The 14,084-nt window shown below is 76.3% G+C and carries 16 protein-coding genes; 7 read left to right on the forward strand and 9 right to left on the reverse strand.

Annotated elements, in window-relative coordinates; translation table 11 throughout:
* The first annotated feature begins 80 nt into the window (after window positions 1–80).
* Both ACI8AK_RS03105 and ACI8AK_RS03110 read left to right on the forward strand, forming a co-directional pair.
* Window positions 81–1,262 (forward strand): acetoin utilization protein AcuC, encoded by a 1,182-nt coding sequence (locus ACI8AK_RS03105; RefSeq protein WP_456901798.1) that lies wholly within the window; start codon window positions 81–83, stop codon window positions 1,260–1,262.
* Complete coding sequence (locus ACI8AK_RS03110) at window positions 1,255–3,960, forward strand: bifunctional acetate--CoA ligase family protein/GNAT family N-acetyltransferase (RefSeq protein WP_456955085.1); 2,706 nt, start codon at window positions 1,255–1,257, stop codon at window positions 3,958–3,960. The genes ACI8AK_RS03105 and ACI8AK_RS03110 overlap by 8 nt, the downstream gene beginning before the upstream one ends.
* Window positions 3,961–4,035: 75 nt before the next feature.
* Here ACI8AK_RS03110 and ACI8AK_RS03115 read toward each other — a convergent pair whose 3' ends face one another.
* The 5 genes from ACI8AK_RS03115 to ACI8AK_RS03135 all read right to left on the reverse strand — a co-directional run bounded on the left by ACI8AK_RS03115 (window position 4,036) and on the right by ACI8AK_RS03135 (window position 7,941).
* On the reverse strand, window positions 4,036–4,680 hold the full coding sequence (locus ACI8AK_RS03115) for a dihydrofolate reductase family protein (protein ID WP_456901796.1): 645 nt from the start codon (window positions 4,678–4,680) through the stop codon (window positions 4,036–4,038).
* Between the two features lie 67 nt (window positions 4,681–4,747).
* Window positions 4,748–5,299 carry a TIGR03086 family metal-binding protein gene (locus ACI8AK_RS03120; RefSeq protein ID WP_456955086.1) on the reverse strand — a complete coding sequence of 184 codons (552 nt, stop codon included), beginning with the start codon at window positions 5,297–5,299 and terminating at the stop codon, window positions 4,748–4,750.
* A gap of 164 nt (window positions 5,300–5,463) precedes the next feature.
* Complete coding sequence (gene sigB / locus ACI8AK_RS03125) at window positions 5,464–6,447, reverse strand: RNA polymerase sigma factor SigB (protein WP_387990790.1); 984 nt, start codon at window positions 6,445–6,447, stop codon at window positions 5,464–5,466.
* A gap of 247 nt (window positions 6,448–6,694) precedes the next feature.
* Window positions 6,695–7,126 carry a D-aminoacyl-tRNA deacylase gene (dtd, locus tag ACI8AK_RS03130; RefSeq protein ID WP_387990793.1) on the reverse strand — a complete coding sequence of 144 codons (432 nt, stop codon included), beginning with the start codon at window positions 7,124–7,126 and terminating at the stop codon, window positions 6,695–6,697.
* Complete coding sequence (locus ACI8AK_RS03135) at window positions 7,111–7,941, reverse strand: PIG-L family deacetylase (protein ID WP_456955087.1); 831 nt, start codon at window positions 7,939–7,941, stop codon at window positions 7,111–7,113. Before ACI8AK_RS03135 ends, dtd begins: the two co-directional genes overlap by 16 nt.
* On the opposite strand from ACI8AK_RS03135, the gene ACI8AK_RS03140 reads away from it, so the two are divergent.
* A complete protein-coding gene (locus ACI8AK_RS03140) occupies window positions 7,910–8,701 on the forward strand; it encodes an alpha/beta fold hydrolase (RefSeq protein WP_456955088.1) in 792 nt (263 codons plus the stop codon). The genes ACI8AK_RS03135 and ACI8AK_RS03140 overlap by 32 nt on opposite strands.
* Before the next feature lie 117 nt (window positions 8,702–8,818).
* Here ACI8AK_RS03140 and ACI8AK_RS03145 read toward each other — a convergent pair whose 3' ends face one another.
* Window positions 8,819–8,977, reverse strand: a complete 159-nt coding sequence (locus ACI8AK_RS03145) for a hypothetical protein (RefSeq protein ID WP_387990799.1) — start codon at window positions 8,975–8,977, stop codon at window positions 8,819–8,821.
* Between the two features lie 253 nt (window positions 8,978–9,230).
* Between ACI8AK_RS03145 and ACI8AK_RS03150 the strand changes: the two genes are divergently transcribed.
* Window positions 9,231–9,353 (forward strand): hypothetical protein, encoded by a 123-nt coding sequence (locus ACI8AK_RS03150; protein WP_456955089.1) that lies wholly within the window; start codon window positions 9,231–9,233, stop codon window positions 9,351–9,353.
* Window positions 9,354–9,362: 9 nt separating this feature from the next.
* On the opposite strand, the gene ACI8AK_RS03155 is transcribed toward ACI8AK_RS03150, so the two are convergent.
* The gene (locus ACI8AK_RS03155) at window positions 9,363–9,785 is read right to left on the reverse strand and encodes a CBS domain-containing protein (RefSeq protein ID WP_387990805.1); all 423 of its coding nucleotides are present in this window, start codon (window positions 9,783–9,785) and stop codon (window positions 9,363–9,365) included.
* A gap of 458 nt (window positions 9,786–10,243) precedes the next feature.
* Between ACI8AK_RS03155 and merB the strand changes: the two genes are divergently transcribed.
* From merB to ACI8AK_RS03170, 3 genes are all read left to right on the forward strand, one after another.
* Window positions 10,244–10,903 carry an organomercurial lyase gene (gene merB, locus ACI8AK_RS03160; protein ID WP_456955090.1) on the forward strand — a complete coding sequence of 220 codons (660 nt, stop codon included), beginning with the start codon at window positions 10,244–10,246 and terminating at the stop codon, window positions 10,901–10,903.
* A 103-nt stretch (window positions 10,904–11,006) separates the two neighbouring features.
* Window positions 11,007–11,624, forward strand: a complete 618-nt coding sequence (locus tag ACI8AK_RS03165) for an HhH-GPD-type base excision DNA repair protein (RefSeq protein WP_456955091.1) — start codon at window positions 11,007–11,009, stop codon at window positions 11,622–11,624.
* A 232-nt stretch (window positions 11,625–11,856) separates the two neighbouring features.
* Window positions 11,857–12,171, forward strand: a complete 315-nt coding sequence (locus tag ACI8AK_RS03170; RefSeq protein WP_387990813.1) for a DUF3099 domain-containing protein — start codon at window positions 11,857–11,859, stop codon at window positions 12,169–12,171.
* A 20-nt stretch (window positions 12,172–12,191) separates the two neighbouring features.
* On the opposite strand, the gene ACI8AK_RS03175 is transcribed toward ACI8AK_RS03170, so the two are convergent.
* Together ACI8AK_RS03175 and ACI8AK_RS03180 are read right to left on the reverse strand one after the other, a co-directional pair.
* A complete protein-coding gene (locus ACI8AK_RS03175; protein ID WP_456955118.1) occupies window positions 12,192–13,073 on the reverse strand; it encodes a carbohydrate kinase family protein in 882 nt (293 codons plus the stop codon).
* Entirely contained in the window at window positions 13,070–13,972 is a 903-nt protein-coding gene (locus ACI8AK_RS03180) for a pseudouridine-5'-phosphate glycosidase (protein WP_387990815.1), read from the reverse strand. Before ACI8AK_RS03180 ends, ACI8AK_RS03175 begins: the two co-directional genes overlap by 4 nt.
* Window positions 13,973–14,084: the final 112 nt, after the last annotated feature.

A 14,084-nucleotide genomic window follows, 5' to 3' on the forward strand; every position in this document is an offset into this window, starting at 1 on the left:
GTAGCGTCCGGACCGGGCACCACCCGCGCGGGCACCGGCCCGGGCGGCGCGCCCGGCGGGGACGGCGACAGGGAGGGCTCGTGAGCGACTCGGTGGCCGTCGTCTGGGACGACGCCCTGCTCGGCTACACGATGGGCGGTGACCACCCGCTGCACCCGGTGCGGCTGGACCTCACCATGCGGCTGGCCGACGGGCTGGGCGTGCTGGCACCGGGCCGGGTGGAGGTGGTCCGTCCCACGCCGGCCGGCGAGGACCTGCTCACCCTGGTGCACGACCCCGCCTACCTGGAGGCGGTGCGGCGCGCGCCCACCCACCCCGACGAGGCGTTCGGCCTGGGCACCGCCGACAACCCGGTCTTCGAGGGCATGTACGAGGCGGCCGCGCTCATCACCGGCGGCAGCGTCCAGGCCGCCGAGCTGGTGCACTCCGGCCAGGCGCAGCACGCGGTCAACATCTCCGGCGGCCTGCACCACGCCATGCGCGACCGCGCCTCGGGCTTCTGCGTGTTCAACGACGCCGCGATCGCCATCGCCTGGCTGCTCGGCCAGGGCTACGAGCGGATCGCCTACGTCGACCTCGACGTGCACCACGGCGACGGCGTGCAGGCCGCGTTCTACGACGACCCGCGGGTGCTCACGGTGAGCGTCCACCAGACCCCGCTGACGCTGTTCCCCGGCACCGGCTTCCCCGAGGAGACCGGCGACCCCGAGAAGGCGCTGGGCACCGCGGTCAACCTCGCCCTGCCCAACGGCACCGACGACTCCGGCTGGCTGCGCGCCTTCACCGCCGTCGTCCCCAGCGTGGTGCGCGCGTTCGCCCCGCAGGTACTGGTCACCCAGTGCGGCTGCGACGCCCACCACGAGGACCCGCTGGCCGACCTCGCGCTCACCGTCGACGGCCAGCGGGCCAGCTACCGGGCGGTGCACGAGCTCGCGCACGAGGTCTGCGACGGCCGCTGGGTCGCCCTCGGCGGCGGCGGGTACGGGCTGGTGCGCTGCGTGCCGCGGGCCTGGACGCACCTGCTCGCCGAGGCGTCGGGGGAGCGGCTGGACCCGGTGACCGCGATCCCGCAGTCCTGGCGCGACGACGTCGTCGCCCGCGGGCTGCGGGCCCGGCCGCCCACGCACATGACCGAGGGCGGCTACACCGGCTTCTCCGCGTGGGACCCGTTCACCGAGTCCCGCGTCGACCGGGCGATCTCCCGCACCCGCAAGGCGTCCTTCCCCTGGTTCGGCCTCGACCCGGACGACCCCCGTGACTGAGCAGCAGACCGTCGACCAGGCCCCAGCCGAGGTGGCGCCGCAGCCGCCCGCGCACTGGGAGGCCGACATCGTCGCCGCGGACGGCGGCACGGTGCACCTGCGCCCGATCTGCCCGGAGGACGCCGAGGGGCTGACCGGGCTCATGGACCGCAGCTCCGACCAGACCCGCTACTACCGGTTCTTCGGGCCGATGAAGCGGCTGTCGGACAGGGACCTGCACCGGTTCACCCACGTCGACCACGACACCCGCGTCGCGTTCGTCCTGCTGCTCGGCGACCAGCTGATCGGCGTCGGCCGCTACGACCGCCTCCCGGGCACCACCGAGGCCGAGGTCGCCTTCCTCATCGAGGACGCCCACCAGGGCCGCGGGCTCGGCTCGGTGCTGCTGGAGCACCTGGCCGCCGCCGCCCGCGAGCGCGGCATCACCACCTTCGTCGCCGAGGTGTTGTCGCAGAACGGCCGGATGGTCCGGGTCTTCCTCGACGCCGGCTACCAGGCCCGCCGCTCCTACGAGGAGGGCGTGGTCCACCTGACCTTCCCGATCGCCCCCACCGAGACCTCGCTGGCGGTCGCCTACGAGCGCGAGCAGCGCAGCGAGTCCCGGTCGATCGCGCGGCTGCTCACCCCGTCGTCGGTCGCGGTGGTCGGCGCCAGCAACGACGAGGGCAAGATCGGCAACCTCGTCCTGCGCAACCTGCTCGACTACCGCTTCGACGGGCCGGTCTACCCGGTCAACCCCGGCACCCGACACGTGCGCGGCGTCCCCGCCTACGCCTCCATCGAGGACGTCCCCGGCGACGTCGACCTCGCCGTCGTCGCGGTCCCCGCCGACGAGGTCGCGGACGTGGTGGAGGCCTGCCGGCGCAAGCGGGTCCGCGGCCTGGTGGTCATCTCCGGCGGGTTCGGCGAGACCGGGCCCGAGGGCCGGGAGGCCGAGCGGCGGCTGGTCGCCGCGGCGCGGGCCTCGGGCATGCGGGTGGTCGGCCCCAACTGCCTCGGCATCGTCAACACCGATCCGGCGATCCGGCTGGACGCCAGCCTCGCCCCGCGGGTCCCCGGCCGCGGGCGGGTGGGCTTCTTCGCCCAGTCCGGCGCGCTCGGCGTGGCCCTGCTGGAGCGGGCGGCCAGCCGCAACATCGGCCTGTCGAGCTTCGTCTCGGCCGGCAACCGCGCCGACGTCAGCGGCAACGACCTGCTGCAGTACTGGGCCACCGACCCCGGCACCGAGGTCGTGCTGCTGCACCTGGAGAGCTTCGGCAACCCCCGCAAGTTCGCCCGGCTCGCGCGCAGCGTCGCCCGCACCAAGCCGGTGGTGGCGGTGAAGAGCGGCCGGCACGGCGGGCTCACCCCGGGCCTGGCCGGCACGTCGGTCGCGGTGCCCGAGCAGTCGGTGGCGGCGCTGTTCGCCTCGGCCGGCGTCATCCGGGTGGAGACCGTCGCCCAGCTGTTCGAGGTCGGCATGCTGCTGGCCCACCAGCCGCTGCCGGCGGGCGACCGGGTCGCCGTCGTCGGCAACTCCACGGCGCTGGGCGTGCTGGTCGCTGACGCCGTCCTCGACCAGGGCCTGACCCTGGCGCACGAGGCGCCGGTCGACATCGGCACCGCCGGCACCCCGGAGGCCTTCCGCGCGGCGCTGCAGGAGGCGGTCGACGACGACGGGGTGGACGCCGTCGTCGCGGTGTTCCTCCCGCCGCTGGTGCGGACCTCGCCCGACGCGTACGGCCGGGCGCTGCGCGAGGTGTCGCAGGGCTCGGCCAAGCCGGTGCTCGCGACGTTCCTGTCGGCGGAGGGCATCCCGCCGGAGCTCACCGTGCCCGACGACGAGGGCATGCCCGCCCGTGGCTCGGTCCCGTCCTACGCGACGCCGGAGCGGGCGGTCATCGCGCTGGCGCGGGTCGCCGAGTACGCCCGCTGGCGCCGCCGGCCGGCCGGCACCGTGCCCGAGCTGCCCGGCGTCGACGCCGACCGGGCGCGGTCGGTGGTGCTCGGCGCGATGGCGGGGTCCCCCGGGGGGCGGCAGCTCCGCGACGACGAGGTCATCGCCCTGCTGGGCGCCTACGGGGTGCCGCTGCTCGGCACGCGGACGGCGACCACCGCGGACGAGGCGGTCGCCGCGGCCGGCGCGATCGGCTACCCGGTGGTGCTCAAGTCGACGGCGCCGTGGCTGCGGCACCGCACCGACCTCGGCGGTGTGCGGCTGGACCTGCCCGACGCCGGCGCCGTCCGTGCCGCGTTCGAGGCCATCCCGGCCGGCGACCCGGTGATCGTGCAGGAGATGGCCGCGCCGGGCGTGGCCACCGTCATCGAGGTCGTCGACGACCCGTCGTTCGGCGCCCTGGTCAGCTTCGGCCTCGGGGGAGTGGCCACCGAGCTGCTCGGCGACCGCGCCTACCGCACGCTGCCGCTCACCGACCTCGACGCCGCCGAGCTGGTCCGCGCGCCCCGGGCGTGGCCGCTGCTCGACGGCTGGCGGGGGGCCGAGCGGGTCGACGTCGCGGCGCTGGAGGACCTGCTGCTGCGGGTGGCCCGGCTCGCCGAGGACCTGCCCGAGGTGCTCGGCCTCGCCCTGTCGCCGGTGATCGTCGGCCCGGCGAACCCCTGGCACGGCGGCCGGTCGCTCGTGGTCGCCGGCGGCACCGTGCGCGTCGGGCCGCCGACCGCCCGGGTCGATCCGGGTCCCCGCCGCATGCGCGACTGATCACACCGTCGGCCTCCGGCCGGCACCACCCGCGGAGCCCTCCGGCCCCGCTCGGGCACGACAGCGCAGGGCGGGTCACCTCCGCCAGAACAGGTGGTGGGTGACGCCGCTCGGGCTGGGCACGACCTCGTGGTGGAAGCGGTCGAGCAGCTCGTCGGGCGAGGTCCACAGCCGGGAGCCGGCGCCCAGCTCGACCGGTGCGACGGCGACGTGCAGCGTGTCGACGAGGTCGGCGTCGAGGAACTGGCGGATCACCGTGGCGCCGCCCCCGAGCCGGACGTCGGCACCGCCGGCCGCCGCGCGCGCCTTCTCCAGCACCGTGGCCGGGTCGGCGTCGACGAAGTGGAACGTCGTGTCCGACAGCGTGAACGACGGCCGCACGTGGTGGGTCATCACGAAGACCGGCGTGTGGAACGGCGGGTCCTCGCCCCACCAGCCCTGCCACTCGAGGTCCTCCCAGGGGCCGCGGTGGGGCGAGAACTTGTTCCGGCCCATGATCTCGGCGCCGATGCCGTGCGTGAAGTCGCGGGTGAAGTAGTCGTCCAGGCCGCGGCTGCCGCCCGGCCGGGTGCGGTTGGGGAAGCTGGCCGTGGCGACCGCCCAGGCCATCAACGTCATGGGGTCGGCGTGCCCGAACGGCCGCTCCAGGCTCTGGCCCTCGCCGGCGCCGTACCCGTCGCTCGAGACGGTGAAGTTCTGCACCCTCAACAGCTGGCCCACGGTCCCTCCCTCGGTGTCAACGAGGGGCTGACCGCCGGCGGCGCCGAAACTCATCGGCGCGCCTGCCTCAGGGACGGCGGCCGGTGAAGGCGAGCAGCCTCGCCCGGTCGTCGGCGTCCTCGGGCACGGTCACCCGCGGGCCGTAGTGGCCGCTGCCGCGCAGCGCGGCGTCCCACGGCTCGATGCCGGCGAGGAACGCCGAGGCCTCGTCCGCGTCGATCGTCTCGTCCTGGCCGGTGGCGCGGGCGAGGTCCCAGGCGTGCACCAGGAGGTCCATGAGGCCGGTCATGGCGACGAGGTCCTCGATCGGCATGTCCCCGGCCCGGGTGCTGGTCGGCCGGCGGGCGAGGTCCGGGTCGGCGAGCAGGGCCCGGATCGCGGCGTCGGTGGCCCGCCAGGCGCCCGCGGGGTCGTCGTCGACCGGGGGGTGCGCGGGCAGCGGGAGGTCCACCGCGGGGAAGTAGAGCGCGGGCATCCACTCCACCAGGTGCCGGACGACGTCGCGGGCCACCCAGCCCTCGCACGGCGCCGGGTCGTCCCAGCGTCCGGGCGGGACGCCGTCGACCCTGCGGCCGAAGTCGTCCGCGAGCCTCGCCCACCGCTCCGCCGTGCCCGCCATGGCCGCCTCCTCAACCGTTCGGTTGAGCACGAGCCTGGCCCGGGGCGCGACCCCTGTCAACGCCGAGAGCCGGCTCCCCGCGAGGGGGAACCGGCTCTCGGTGCGGCCCTCTGCAGGGTCCCGCCGCGAGCGTGCGAGCGGTGGGGGGCAGAGGGGTCCTCCGTCTACGCCAGGTAGTCGCGCAGGGCGTCGGCGCGCTGCGGGTCGCGCAGCTTGGCCATCGTCTCGCGCTCGATCTGGCGGACCCGCTCACGGGACAGGCCGAACTGCTTGCCGATCTGCTCGAGCGTGCGGGGCTGGCCGCCGTCGAGGCCGAAGCGCAGCACGACCACGTCGCGCTCGCGCTCCTCCAGCGTGGAGAGGACGTTGCGCACGTCGCCCTTCATCATCTGGAAGGCCACCGCGTCCTCGGCCACCGCGGCGTCGGCGTCCTCGATGAAGTCACCGAGGCGGGACTCCTCGTCGGCGCCGACCGTCTGGTCGAGGCTGACCAGGTCCCGGCTGTACTCGAGCAGCTCGGTGACCCGCTCGGGCGTCATGTCGAGCTCGAGGCCGAGCTCCTCGGCGGTGGGCTCCCGCTCGAGCTCCTGGTGCACCCGCCGGCGGGTCCGCACGACCTTGTTGACCTGCTCGGCCAGGTGCACGGGCAGCCGGATGGTGCGGCCGGAGTCGGCCATCGCGCGGGTGATCGCCTGGCGGATCCACCACGTCGCGTAGGTCGAGAACTTGAAGCCCTTGGTGTAGTCGAACTTCTCGACGGCGCGGATGAGGCCGACATTGCCCTCCTGGATGAGGTCCAGGAACGTCATGCCGTGGCCGGTGTAGCGCTTGGCCACCGAGACGACCAGGCGCAGGTTGGCCTCGAGCAGGTGCCGCTTGGCGGCCTTGCCGTCGACCGCGAGGGCCTTGTAGTCGCGCTGCAGGGCAGGGGTGAGCTGCCGCTCGGCGAGCAGCCGCTCGGCGTAGAGACCGGCCTCGATGCGCTTAGCCAGCTCCACCTCCTGCTCGGCGGTCAGCAGGGCGGTCTTGCCGATGGTGTTGAGGTACACGCGCACCAGGTCGGTCGACACCAGGCCACTGGTGTCCGGCTCGCGGCGGGGCGAGCGGACCTCGAGGGCGTCACTGGGGGAAGACTGGAGGAGCGTCACGGGATGTCTTCGTCCTTGCTCGGAGTTCGGATGCGCCGCCGGCTGTCCGGTGGCGGTGGCGCACCCGCGTCGGGGGTGGGGCTCCGTTGTCCGGCGGGGCCCCCACGGTTCGTTCGTCCGTTGTGGTCCGTTGTGTTTCGCCCCGTACAACGGTCCCGACGGGGCCGGGTGTTCCACGCGGCCCGGGTTCACAGTGAACGCACAGGCCGTGTGTTCGGTCACCACCCGTACCCGTCCGGTCGCCGGGTCAGACCTCCAGCAGCAAGGTCATCGGCCCCTCGTTGACCGACGCCACCGCCATCCGCGCGCCGAACACGCCGGTCGCCACGCCGGTCCCGCGCCGCCGCAGCTCCGCCACCACCTCGTCCACCAGCGGCTCGGCGACGTCCCCGGGCGCGGCGGCGTCCCAGGACGGGCGGCGGCCCTTCCGCGTGTCCGCGTAGAGGGTGAACTGGCTCACCACGAGCACCGGCAGGCCGAGGTCGCCGGCCGAGCGGGCGCCGTCCCCGGTGGGGAAGACCCGCAGCTCGTGGACCTTCCGGGCCAGGGTGCGGGCCCGGTCGGCGTCGTCGTCCCGGCCGACGCCGACCAGCGCGAGCAGGCCCGTCCCGATCTCCCCGACGACGGCCCCGTCGACGGTCACCGAGGCCGAGGACACCCTGCTCACCACCGCGCGCACCGACCCATCCTGCGCGAGCGGTGCGCGGCGGCAGGACCCCCTGGGCGGAACGGGTCAGCGGGCCGCCCCACCGGACACCCCCCGCGGAACCGCATCACCCGGGGCCCGGGGCGTGGGGACGGGAACCACCGGCGGTGCGGGGACCCGGCCGGAGCTCTCCTCCGACCACCAGCGGAGGCAGGTGTCCTCCCCGACGGCCCGTCGCGGCCGAAGGTGACCACGGTGTCCGGCCGCACGTCCTCGGGCAGGGCGCGCACCGCCCGGCCGCCGTCGTCCGGAGGGACGGCGGCGCACCGCCCGTCCCGGGAGCCGAGCCACCGGTGGTCGGTGACGCCGACCGCGGCCAGGCTCGCCACCACCTCCAGCCGCCGCAGGTCGGCGACCGGACCGTCCCCCTCCCGGCGAACTCGCCGTCGGTGGCGGTGACCACGACGACGGTCCGCCCCCGCGTCCCCGGCCTCGGCCATCAGCGCGGCCGACAGGTAGGCCTCGTCGTCCGGATGGGCCCAGACCCCAGGACCGTCCCCGGCTGGGACACCGTCAGCGTCTGCGGCACGGCCGCCTCCTCGTCCCGCACCGGTCGGGCCCGGTGCCTGCCCCGCCGGCCGGTCCGACCCGGTCCCTGGGTCGGCCAGGCGGCATCCCGTGTCCAGGGGCGGTCGCACCAGGGTCCTCCGGTCACCTCGACCGGCGTCTCGACGCCCGGTGGCCCGGATGGGACGCTCGGCCCGCGGGGCGGCAGCCGCCCCGCACCACGGCCAGCAGCATCGTCGAGGGGTCGCCGTGGACGTCGTCGAGGCCGGCGGGTGGACCATCGCCTACCACCGCGCGGGTGCAGGAGCGCCTCTGCTCCTCCTGCACGGCGCGTGGAGCGACGGCCGGGAGTGGCGGCCGCAGCTGGAGGGGCTGTCGGACGGGTTCGACGTGGTCGCCTGGGACGCGCCCGGCTGCGGTGCGTCCCCCGACCCGCCGGCCGACCTGACGCTGGCCGGGTACACCGACGCGGTGGCCGCGTTCGTCGGCGGGCTCGGCCTGGGCCGGGTGCACCTGTGCGGCCTGTCGTTCGGCGGCGGGCTCGCGCTCGCGGTGTGGCAGCGCCACCCGGAGGTGGTCCGCTCCCTGGTCCTCGCCTCCGCCTACGCCGGGTGGAGGGGGTCGCTGCCCCCGGAGGAGGTCGAGGCCCGGCTGCGGCGGGTGCGCGCGGAGCTCGACCGCCCCCCGGCCGAGTGGGTCGACGGCTACCTGCCCGGCTTCTTCGCCGGCCCCGTGCCGCAGGAGACCCTCGACCTCGTCCGTGCGGTGGTGCTCGACGTCCGTCCGGCCGGGACGCGGTCGATGCTCACCGCGTTCGCCGACGCCGACCTGCGGGACGTGCTGCCGACCGTCGCCGTCCCGACCCTGCTGCTCCACGGCACCGAGGACGTGCGGGCGCCGCGGCCGGTGGCCGAGGCGCTGCACGCCGCGATCCCCGGATCCCAGTTGGTGCTCCTCCCCGGCGTCGGCCACGTCGTCAACCTCGAGGCCCCCGCGGCGTTCGACGCCGCCGTGCGCCGCTTCCTCCTCGCCGTGCCGTGAGCCCGGGACCGTGCCGTGAGCCCCGGGACGCCGCGGCGACACGGCGCTGCGCGCCTGGTGGGGCACGCTGCAGCGCCTCGGCGCCAGCTCCGGGACGGCCCGCCGCACGTTCGAGCTCTACCCGCGCATCGGCCTGCGCGACGTGCTCCCACCATCCGGGTCCCGGCCCTGGTGCTGCACCGCCGCGGTGACCTGGTGATCCCGATCGGCATCGGCCGGTACCTCGCCGACCACATCCCCGGCGCACGGCTGGTCGAGCTCCAGGGCGACGACCACCGCTTCTTCCTCGGGGACACCGAGGCCCCGCTGGCCGAGATCGAGCGGTTCCCCACCGGCACCCGCCCGGCGGCGCACCCCACCACGACCGTGCCGTCGACGGTGCTGTTCGTCGCCGTGGCGGGCTCCACCCAGCTCGTCGCGCGGGTCGGCGACGCCGCCCGGGCCTCCATCCGCGACCGGTTCCTCGCCCTGGCGCGCGCGGAGCCGTCCCGCTGGGGCGGGCACGGGTCGGCGTCGCCGGGGACGGGAGGTGCTCGTCTCTGGCACGGTCCGGGACCTCGTCGTCGGCTCGGGGCTCGCCTCCGACGACCGCGGCGTCCCCGTCCTGCGCAACGTGCCCGGGAGCCGGCCGCTGTTCTCCGTCTCCGCCTGACGTCGGGCCCTATGCCCCGCCGCTCGCGCGCTCGGCGAGGAGGCCGCGGCAGACGGCGGGGAGGTCGACCAGCCCGACCAGCCGCCGGTCCTGCACCACGGGCGCGTAGACGACGCCGGCCGCGAGCATCTGCTCCGCGGCGTCGGCGACCGGCGTGTCCGGCGCAACCAGCACCATCGGCAGGAGGGGCAGGTCGGTGAGCCGCACCTGCTCGAGGTCCCGCCCGTCCGCGACCGCCTGGGCGACGTCGCCGTCGCAGACCAGGGTGACCGGCTCCTGCGTCGCGCCGTCGGTGACGACGACCAGCGCGTTGTCGTGGTGTTTCTTCATCAGCCACGCGGCCGCGGCCACGTGGGCGTCGCGCTCGACCGTCGTCACCGGGGGCCGCATCACCTCGCCGACGGTCACGTGGCCGGTGGTGGTCGTGGTCATCGGGTCCTCCTCTCGAGCGGGGCCGCCGCAGGAAGGGGAGCCCTCCAGGGGCTCGGCACGAGTCTGCTCCCGAGCACGGGCGCGGCACCAGCAGCACCGGGGGCCCGGTCTGCTCCCGGTGCCCGAGCAGCGGTGCGGGAGGAGCGGACGACCGTAGGCTGCAGGGAGACGCGGAGGTCGAGCGTGACGGTCCCTGGGGAACTGCGGCGTCGGGTCGCCGACGTGGACTCGTTCCGCGCGGGTCCGGCGCCCCCCGGTCCTGGACCCGACCCCGTGCGCGAGGGCGTGTCCGGGTCGTCGGGCAAGGCGTCGAAGACGGCCGCGGAGCAGCGGGCGCCTGGCTCTCCCCGGTCCGTGGGCCGGACCGACCCGGCTCCCGGACCGTCGGACCGCCGCGTCCGCGACCGTCACGCAGCACCGGGACGGGGGATGACGCCTGCCGAGCGAAGGAGGGTCGCATGGACCTCGAGGACGTCCGCCTGGCCGTCTACACCGGATTCGCCCTGGAGGGCCGCCCACCGGCTCCTGACGAGCTCGCCCACCGGTTCGACGTGTCACCGCAGCGCATCCGCGACGCCCTGGAGCAGCTCGCGGCCGCGCGGCACCTGGTCCTCGACCAGGGCGGCAGCATCGTCATGGCCCACCCCTTCTCGGCCATCCCCCTCGGCTTCTCCGTGATGGGCAGCTCGACGCTGTGGTGGGGTGGCTGCGCCTGGGACTCCTTCGCGATGCCCCACCTGCTCCACCGGGAACCGGCACTGCTCGTCGCGACGACCTGCCCCGCCTGCGCGGCCCCGCACGCGTGGAACGTCACGCGCACCGCACCGCCGGAGGGGGACCAGGTCGCCCACTTCCTCGTCCCCGCGGCGCGGATCTGGGACGACGTCGTCCGCACCTGCGGCCATCAGCGGATCTTCTGCGGCGAGACGTGCGTCGACGCGTGGCTCGACCGGACCGGGAACGACCGCGGCTACGTCATGGACCTGACCACGCTCTGGCGCCTCGCCTCGGACTGGTACACCGGCCGCTTCGACCGCGGGTACACCCGCCGCGAGCCCGCTCAGGCCGCCGACTACATGCGCAGCGTCGGTCTCTCCGGCCCCTTCTGGGGGCTCTGAGGGGCCGACGGGCGGGTCCCCTCGACCTCCTCCGGGCCGGCCTGCGTCGAGGTCGGTGGTCGCTCCGGATGCCCTCGTCGCACGGTGCGGCAGGATCGGGGGCGTGCCGAGCCTCCGCATCACCCAGGACGACGCCGCCGACGACCTGCTCGGCCGCGACCCGCTCGCCCTCGTCCTCGGCATGCTGTTCGACCAGCAGTTCCCGATGGAGCGCGCCTTCGCGGGCCCGCGGCTGCTCGCCGACCGCATGGGGGTGGACACGCTCTCGGCGGCCGCGATCGCCGACGCCGACCCCGACGTCCTGCTCGCCTGGTTCCAGGGGCCGCCGGCCGTGCACCGCTACCCGGGCTCGATGGCCCAGCGCGCCCAGGCGCTGTGCCGGCTGCTCGTCGACCGCTACGACGGCCGGGCGGAGGGCCTGTGGGACGGCGTCCCGGACGGCGCCGCGCTGCTGCGCCGGATCGGCGAGCTGCCCGGCTTCGGCGCGCAGAAGGCGAAGATCCTCGTGGCGCTGCTCGGCAAGCAGTACGGCGTGACCCCGCCGGGGTGGCGCGAGGCGGCCGGGTCCTACGGCGAGGAGGGCTCGCGCCGGTCGGTCGCCGACATCACCGGCCCGGAGTCGCTGGCCGAGGTCAGGGCCGCGAAGCAGGCCGCGAAGCAGGCCGCCAAGCAGGCCGCCGAGAAGGCGGCCGAGGAGGCGGCGGAGCAGGCCGCCGGATAGGCGGCGGGGAGTCCGTCGCGACACGCTGGATCTGGCCCGCGATCGTCCGCGGAGGCACCTGCACAGCCCCTGTCCCGGTGGCACCATGGGGGCCGGACCGGGGATCCCCGGGGCCGGCCAGCAGGGACCGGACCCGGCCGCGAGGCGACAGCGTCGGGCCCCGGGCCGGCGGAGGGGATGGGTGTCCGTGGCCTCGAGCCAGCAGTCCGCACGACCCCGACGGTCGGAGCCGGTGCTCATCACGCAGGCAGAACCCAGCCTGGCCGAGCAGCACGCGGCCCGGAAGAAGCGGTACGTCCTCACCATGGCCGTCCGCGCCGTCGCCCTGGTGCTGGCCGCGGCGACCTACCAGATCCTGTGGCTGGCGATCGTGTTCGCCGTCCTCGGCACGGTGCTGCCGTGGATCGCCGTGGTCATGGCCAACGACCGGCCGCCGAAGAAGAAGCTCGACGCCCACCGGTACCGGGCGCCGCAGCCCGACCGCATCCTCGACGACCCGGCCCGCCGCCGGCGCGCCATCGAGGGCGGCACCGTCATCGAGGGCTGAGCCCCGGCCTCCGAGCCTCCTCAGCGCGCGCCCGGCCGGCCGACCACCTCGGCGGCCCGGGCCAGCCCCGCGTCCAGCGCGGCGGCCGGGTCGGCGTCCGGCCCGCCCAGCCACACCGCGAGCAGCCCGGCGGTGAACGCGTCCCCGGCGCCGGTGGTGTCCACGACCCGGGCGGGGCGCGCCGGGCGGTGCAGCACCGCGGTCCCGGCGGCCCACAGCGCCCCGTCGCGCCCGAGGGTGACCGCGACCGCGCCGTGCCGGGCGGCCAGCGCCCGCGCGGCGTCGGTCACGTCCGCGCAGCCCGACAGCAGCCGCGCCTCGTCGGCGTTGGGCAGCAGCAGGTCGACGCCGGCGGTGTCGGCCAGCCACCGGTCCACGCCGTAGCCGGCCAGCGGGCCCGTCGACGCCGGGTCCAGCGACACCGTGCACCCGGCCGCCCGGGCCGCGGCCAGCGCCGCGAGCCCGGCCGGGCGGGGGCGCTCGTCGAGCAGCGTGTAGCCCGACAGGTGCAGGTGGGCGCCGGGCAGCGGCGGCGGGAGGTCGTCGGGCCGCAGGTCCAGGTTGGCGCCGCGGTCGGCGAGCATGCTCCGCTGCCCGTCCGGCTCGACCAGGCTGACGATCGTCCCGCTGGCCGCGCCGGGCACGGTCCGCACCGCCAGGCCCACCCCGGCGGCGGCGAGCTCGGCGAGCAGCGCCGCGCCGGCCGGGTCGTCGCCCACGCACCCGGCGAGGGTGACCGGCACCCCGAGCGCGGCCAGGTGCGCGGCGACGTTGGCCCCGGCCCCGCCCCCGCGGGTGCGGATGGCGGCCGGCCGGTCCGAGCCCGGCGCCGGCTCGCCGGACAGGACGGCGACGACGTCGGTGGCCAGGTCGCCGACGACGACGACCGGGCGGGTGCTCAGCGGGCCGCGGCGGCCAGCGCGGCCGCGATCCGCCCGGCGAGCTCCGCGTTGCGCAGCACGAGCCGCACGTTCACCGCGAGCGTCGCGCCCTCGCTGGCCCGGTGCAGGTGGTCGAGGACGAACGGCGTCACCGCCTTGCCGCGCACCCCGGCGGCCTCGGCGGCGGCCAGCGCGTCGGCGATGACCCGGGCGTGCAGCTCCGGGTCCAGCTGCTCGTCGGCCGGCAGCGGGTTGGCGACGACGACCGCGCCCGGCGCCACCGCGCGCCGCGCGGCGAGCACCGCGGCCGCCTGCTCGGGGGACTCGACCGCCCAGTCCACCTGGGCGCCGGAGTCGGCGACGTAGAAGCCGGGGAAGGTGCGGGTGCCGTAGCCGACGACGGTCACCGAGAGGCTCTCCAGCCGCTCCAGCGTGGCGGGGACGTCGAGGATGGACTTCACGCCGGCGCAGACGACGGCCAGCGAGGTGCGCGAGAGCGCGGTGAGGTCGGCGGACTCGTCGAAGGTCTCGGCCGACTGCCGGTGCACCCCGCCCAGGCCGCCGGTGGCGAACACGCCGATCCCCGCGGCCTCCGCCAGCAGCGCGGTGCTCGAGACGGTGGTGGCGCCGGACAGGCCGAGCGCGGCGGCCACCGGCAGGTCCCGGACGCCGAGCTTCGCCAGGTCGGGGTCGGCGCACACCCGGTCGACCTGCTCGGCCGTCAGCCCCACGTGCGGCACGCCGTCGAGCACCGCGATCGTGGCCGGCACCGCGCCGCCGGCCCGCACGGCCGCCTCGACGTCGTCGGCGGCGGCGCGGTTGTCCGGCCGCGGCAGGCCGTGGGCGAGCAGCGTGCTCTCCAGGGCGACGACGGGGGCGCCGGCGTCGAGCGCCCCGGCCACCTCCGGGGAGAGGGTCACGGGTGCGGTGGCAGCACGGCGGGGCTCGGTGCGGGGAGCTTCGGGGGGCACCCTGCCATCATGGTGGGCGGGGCGGTCGCGCCCGGCCACCACCTCCGCCGGAGGACGCCGG

The organism is Geodermatophilus sp. SYSU D00867 (genome assembly GCF_054050315.1).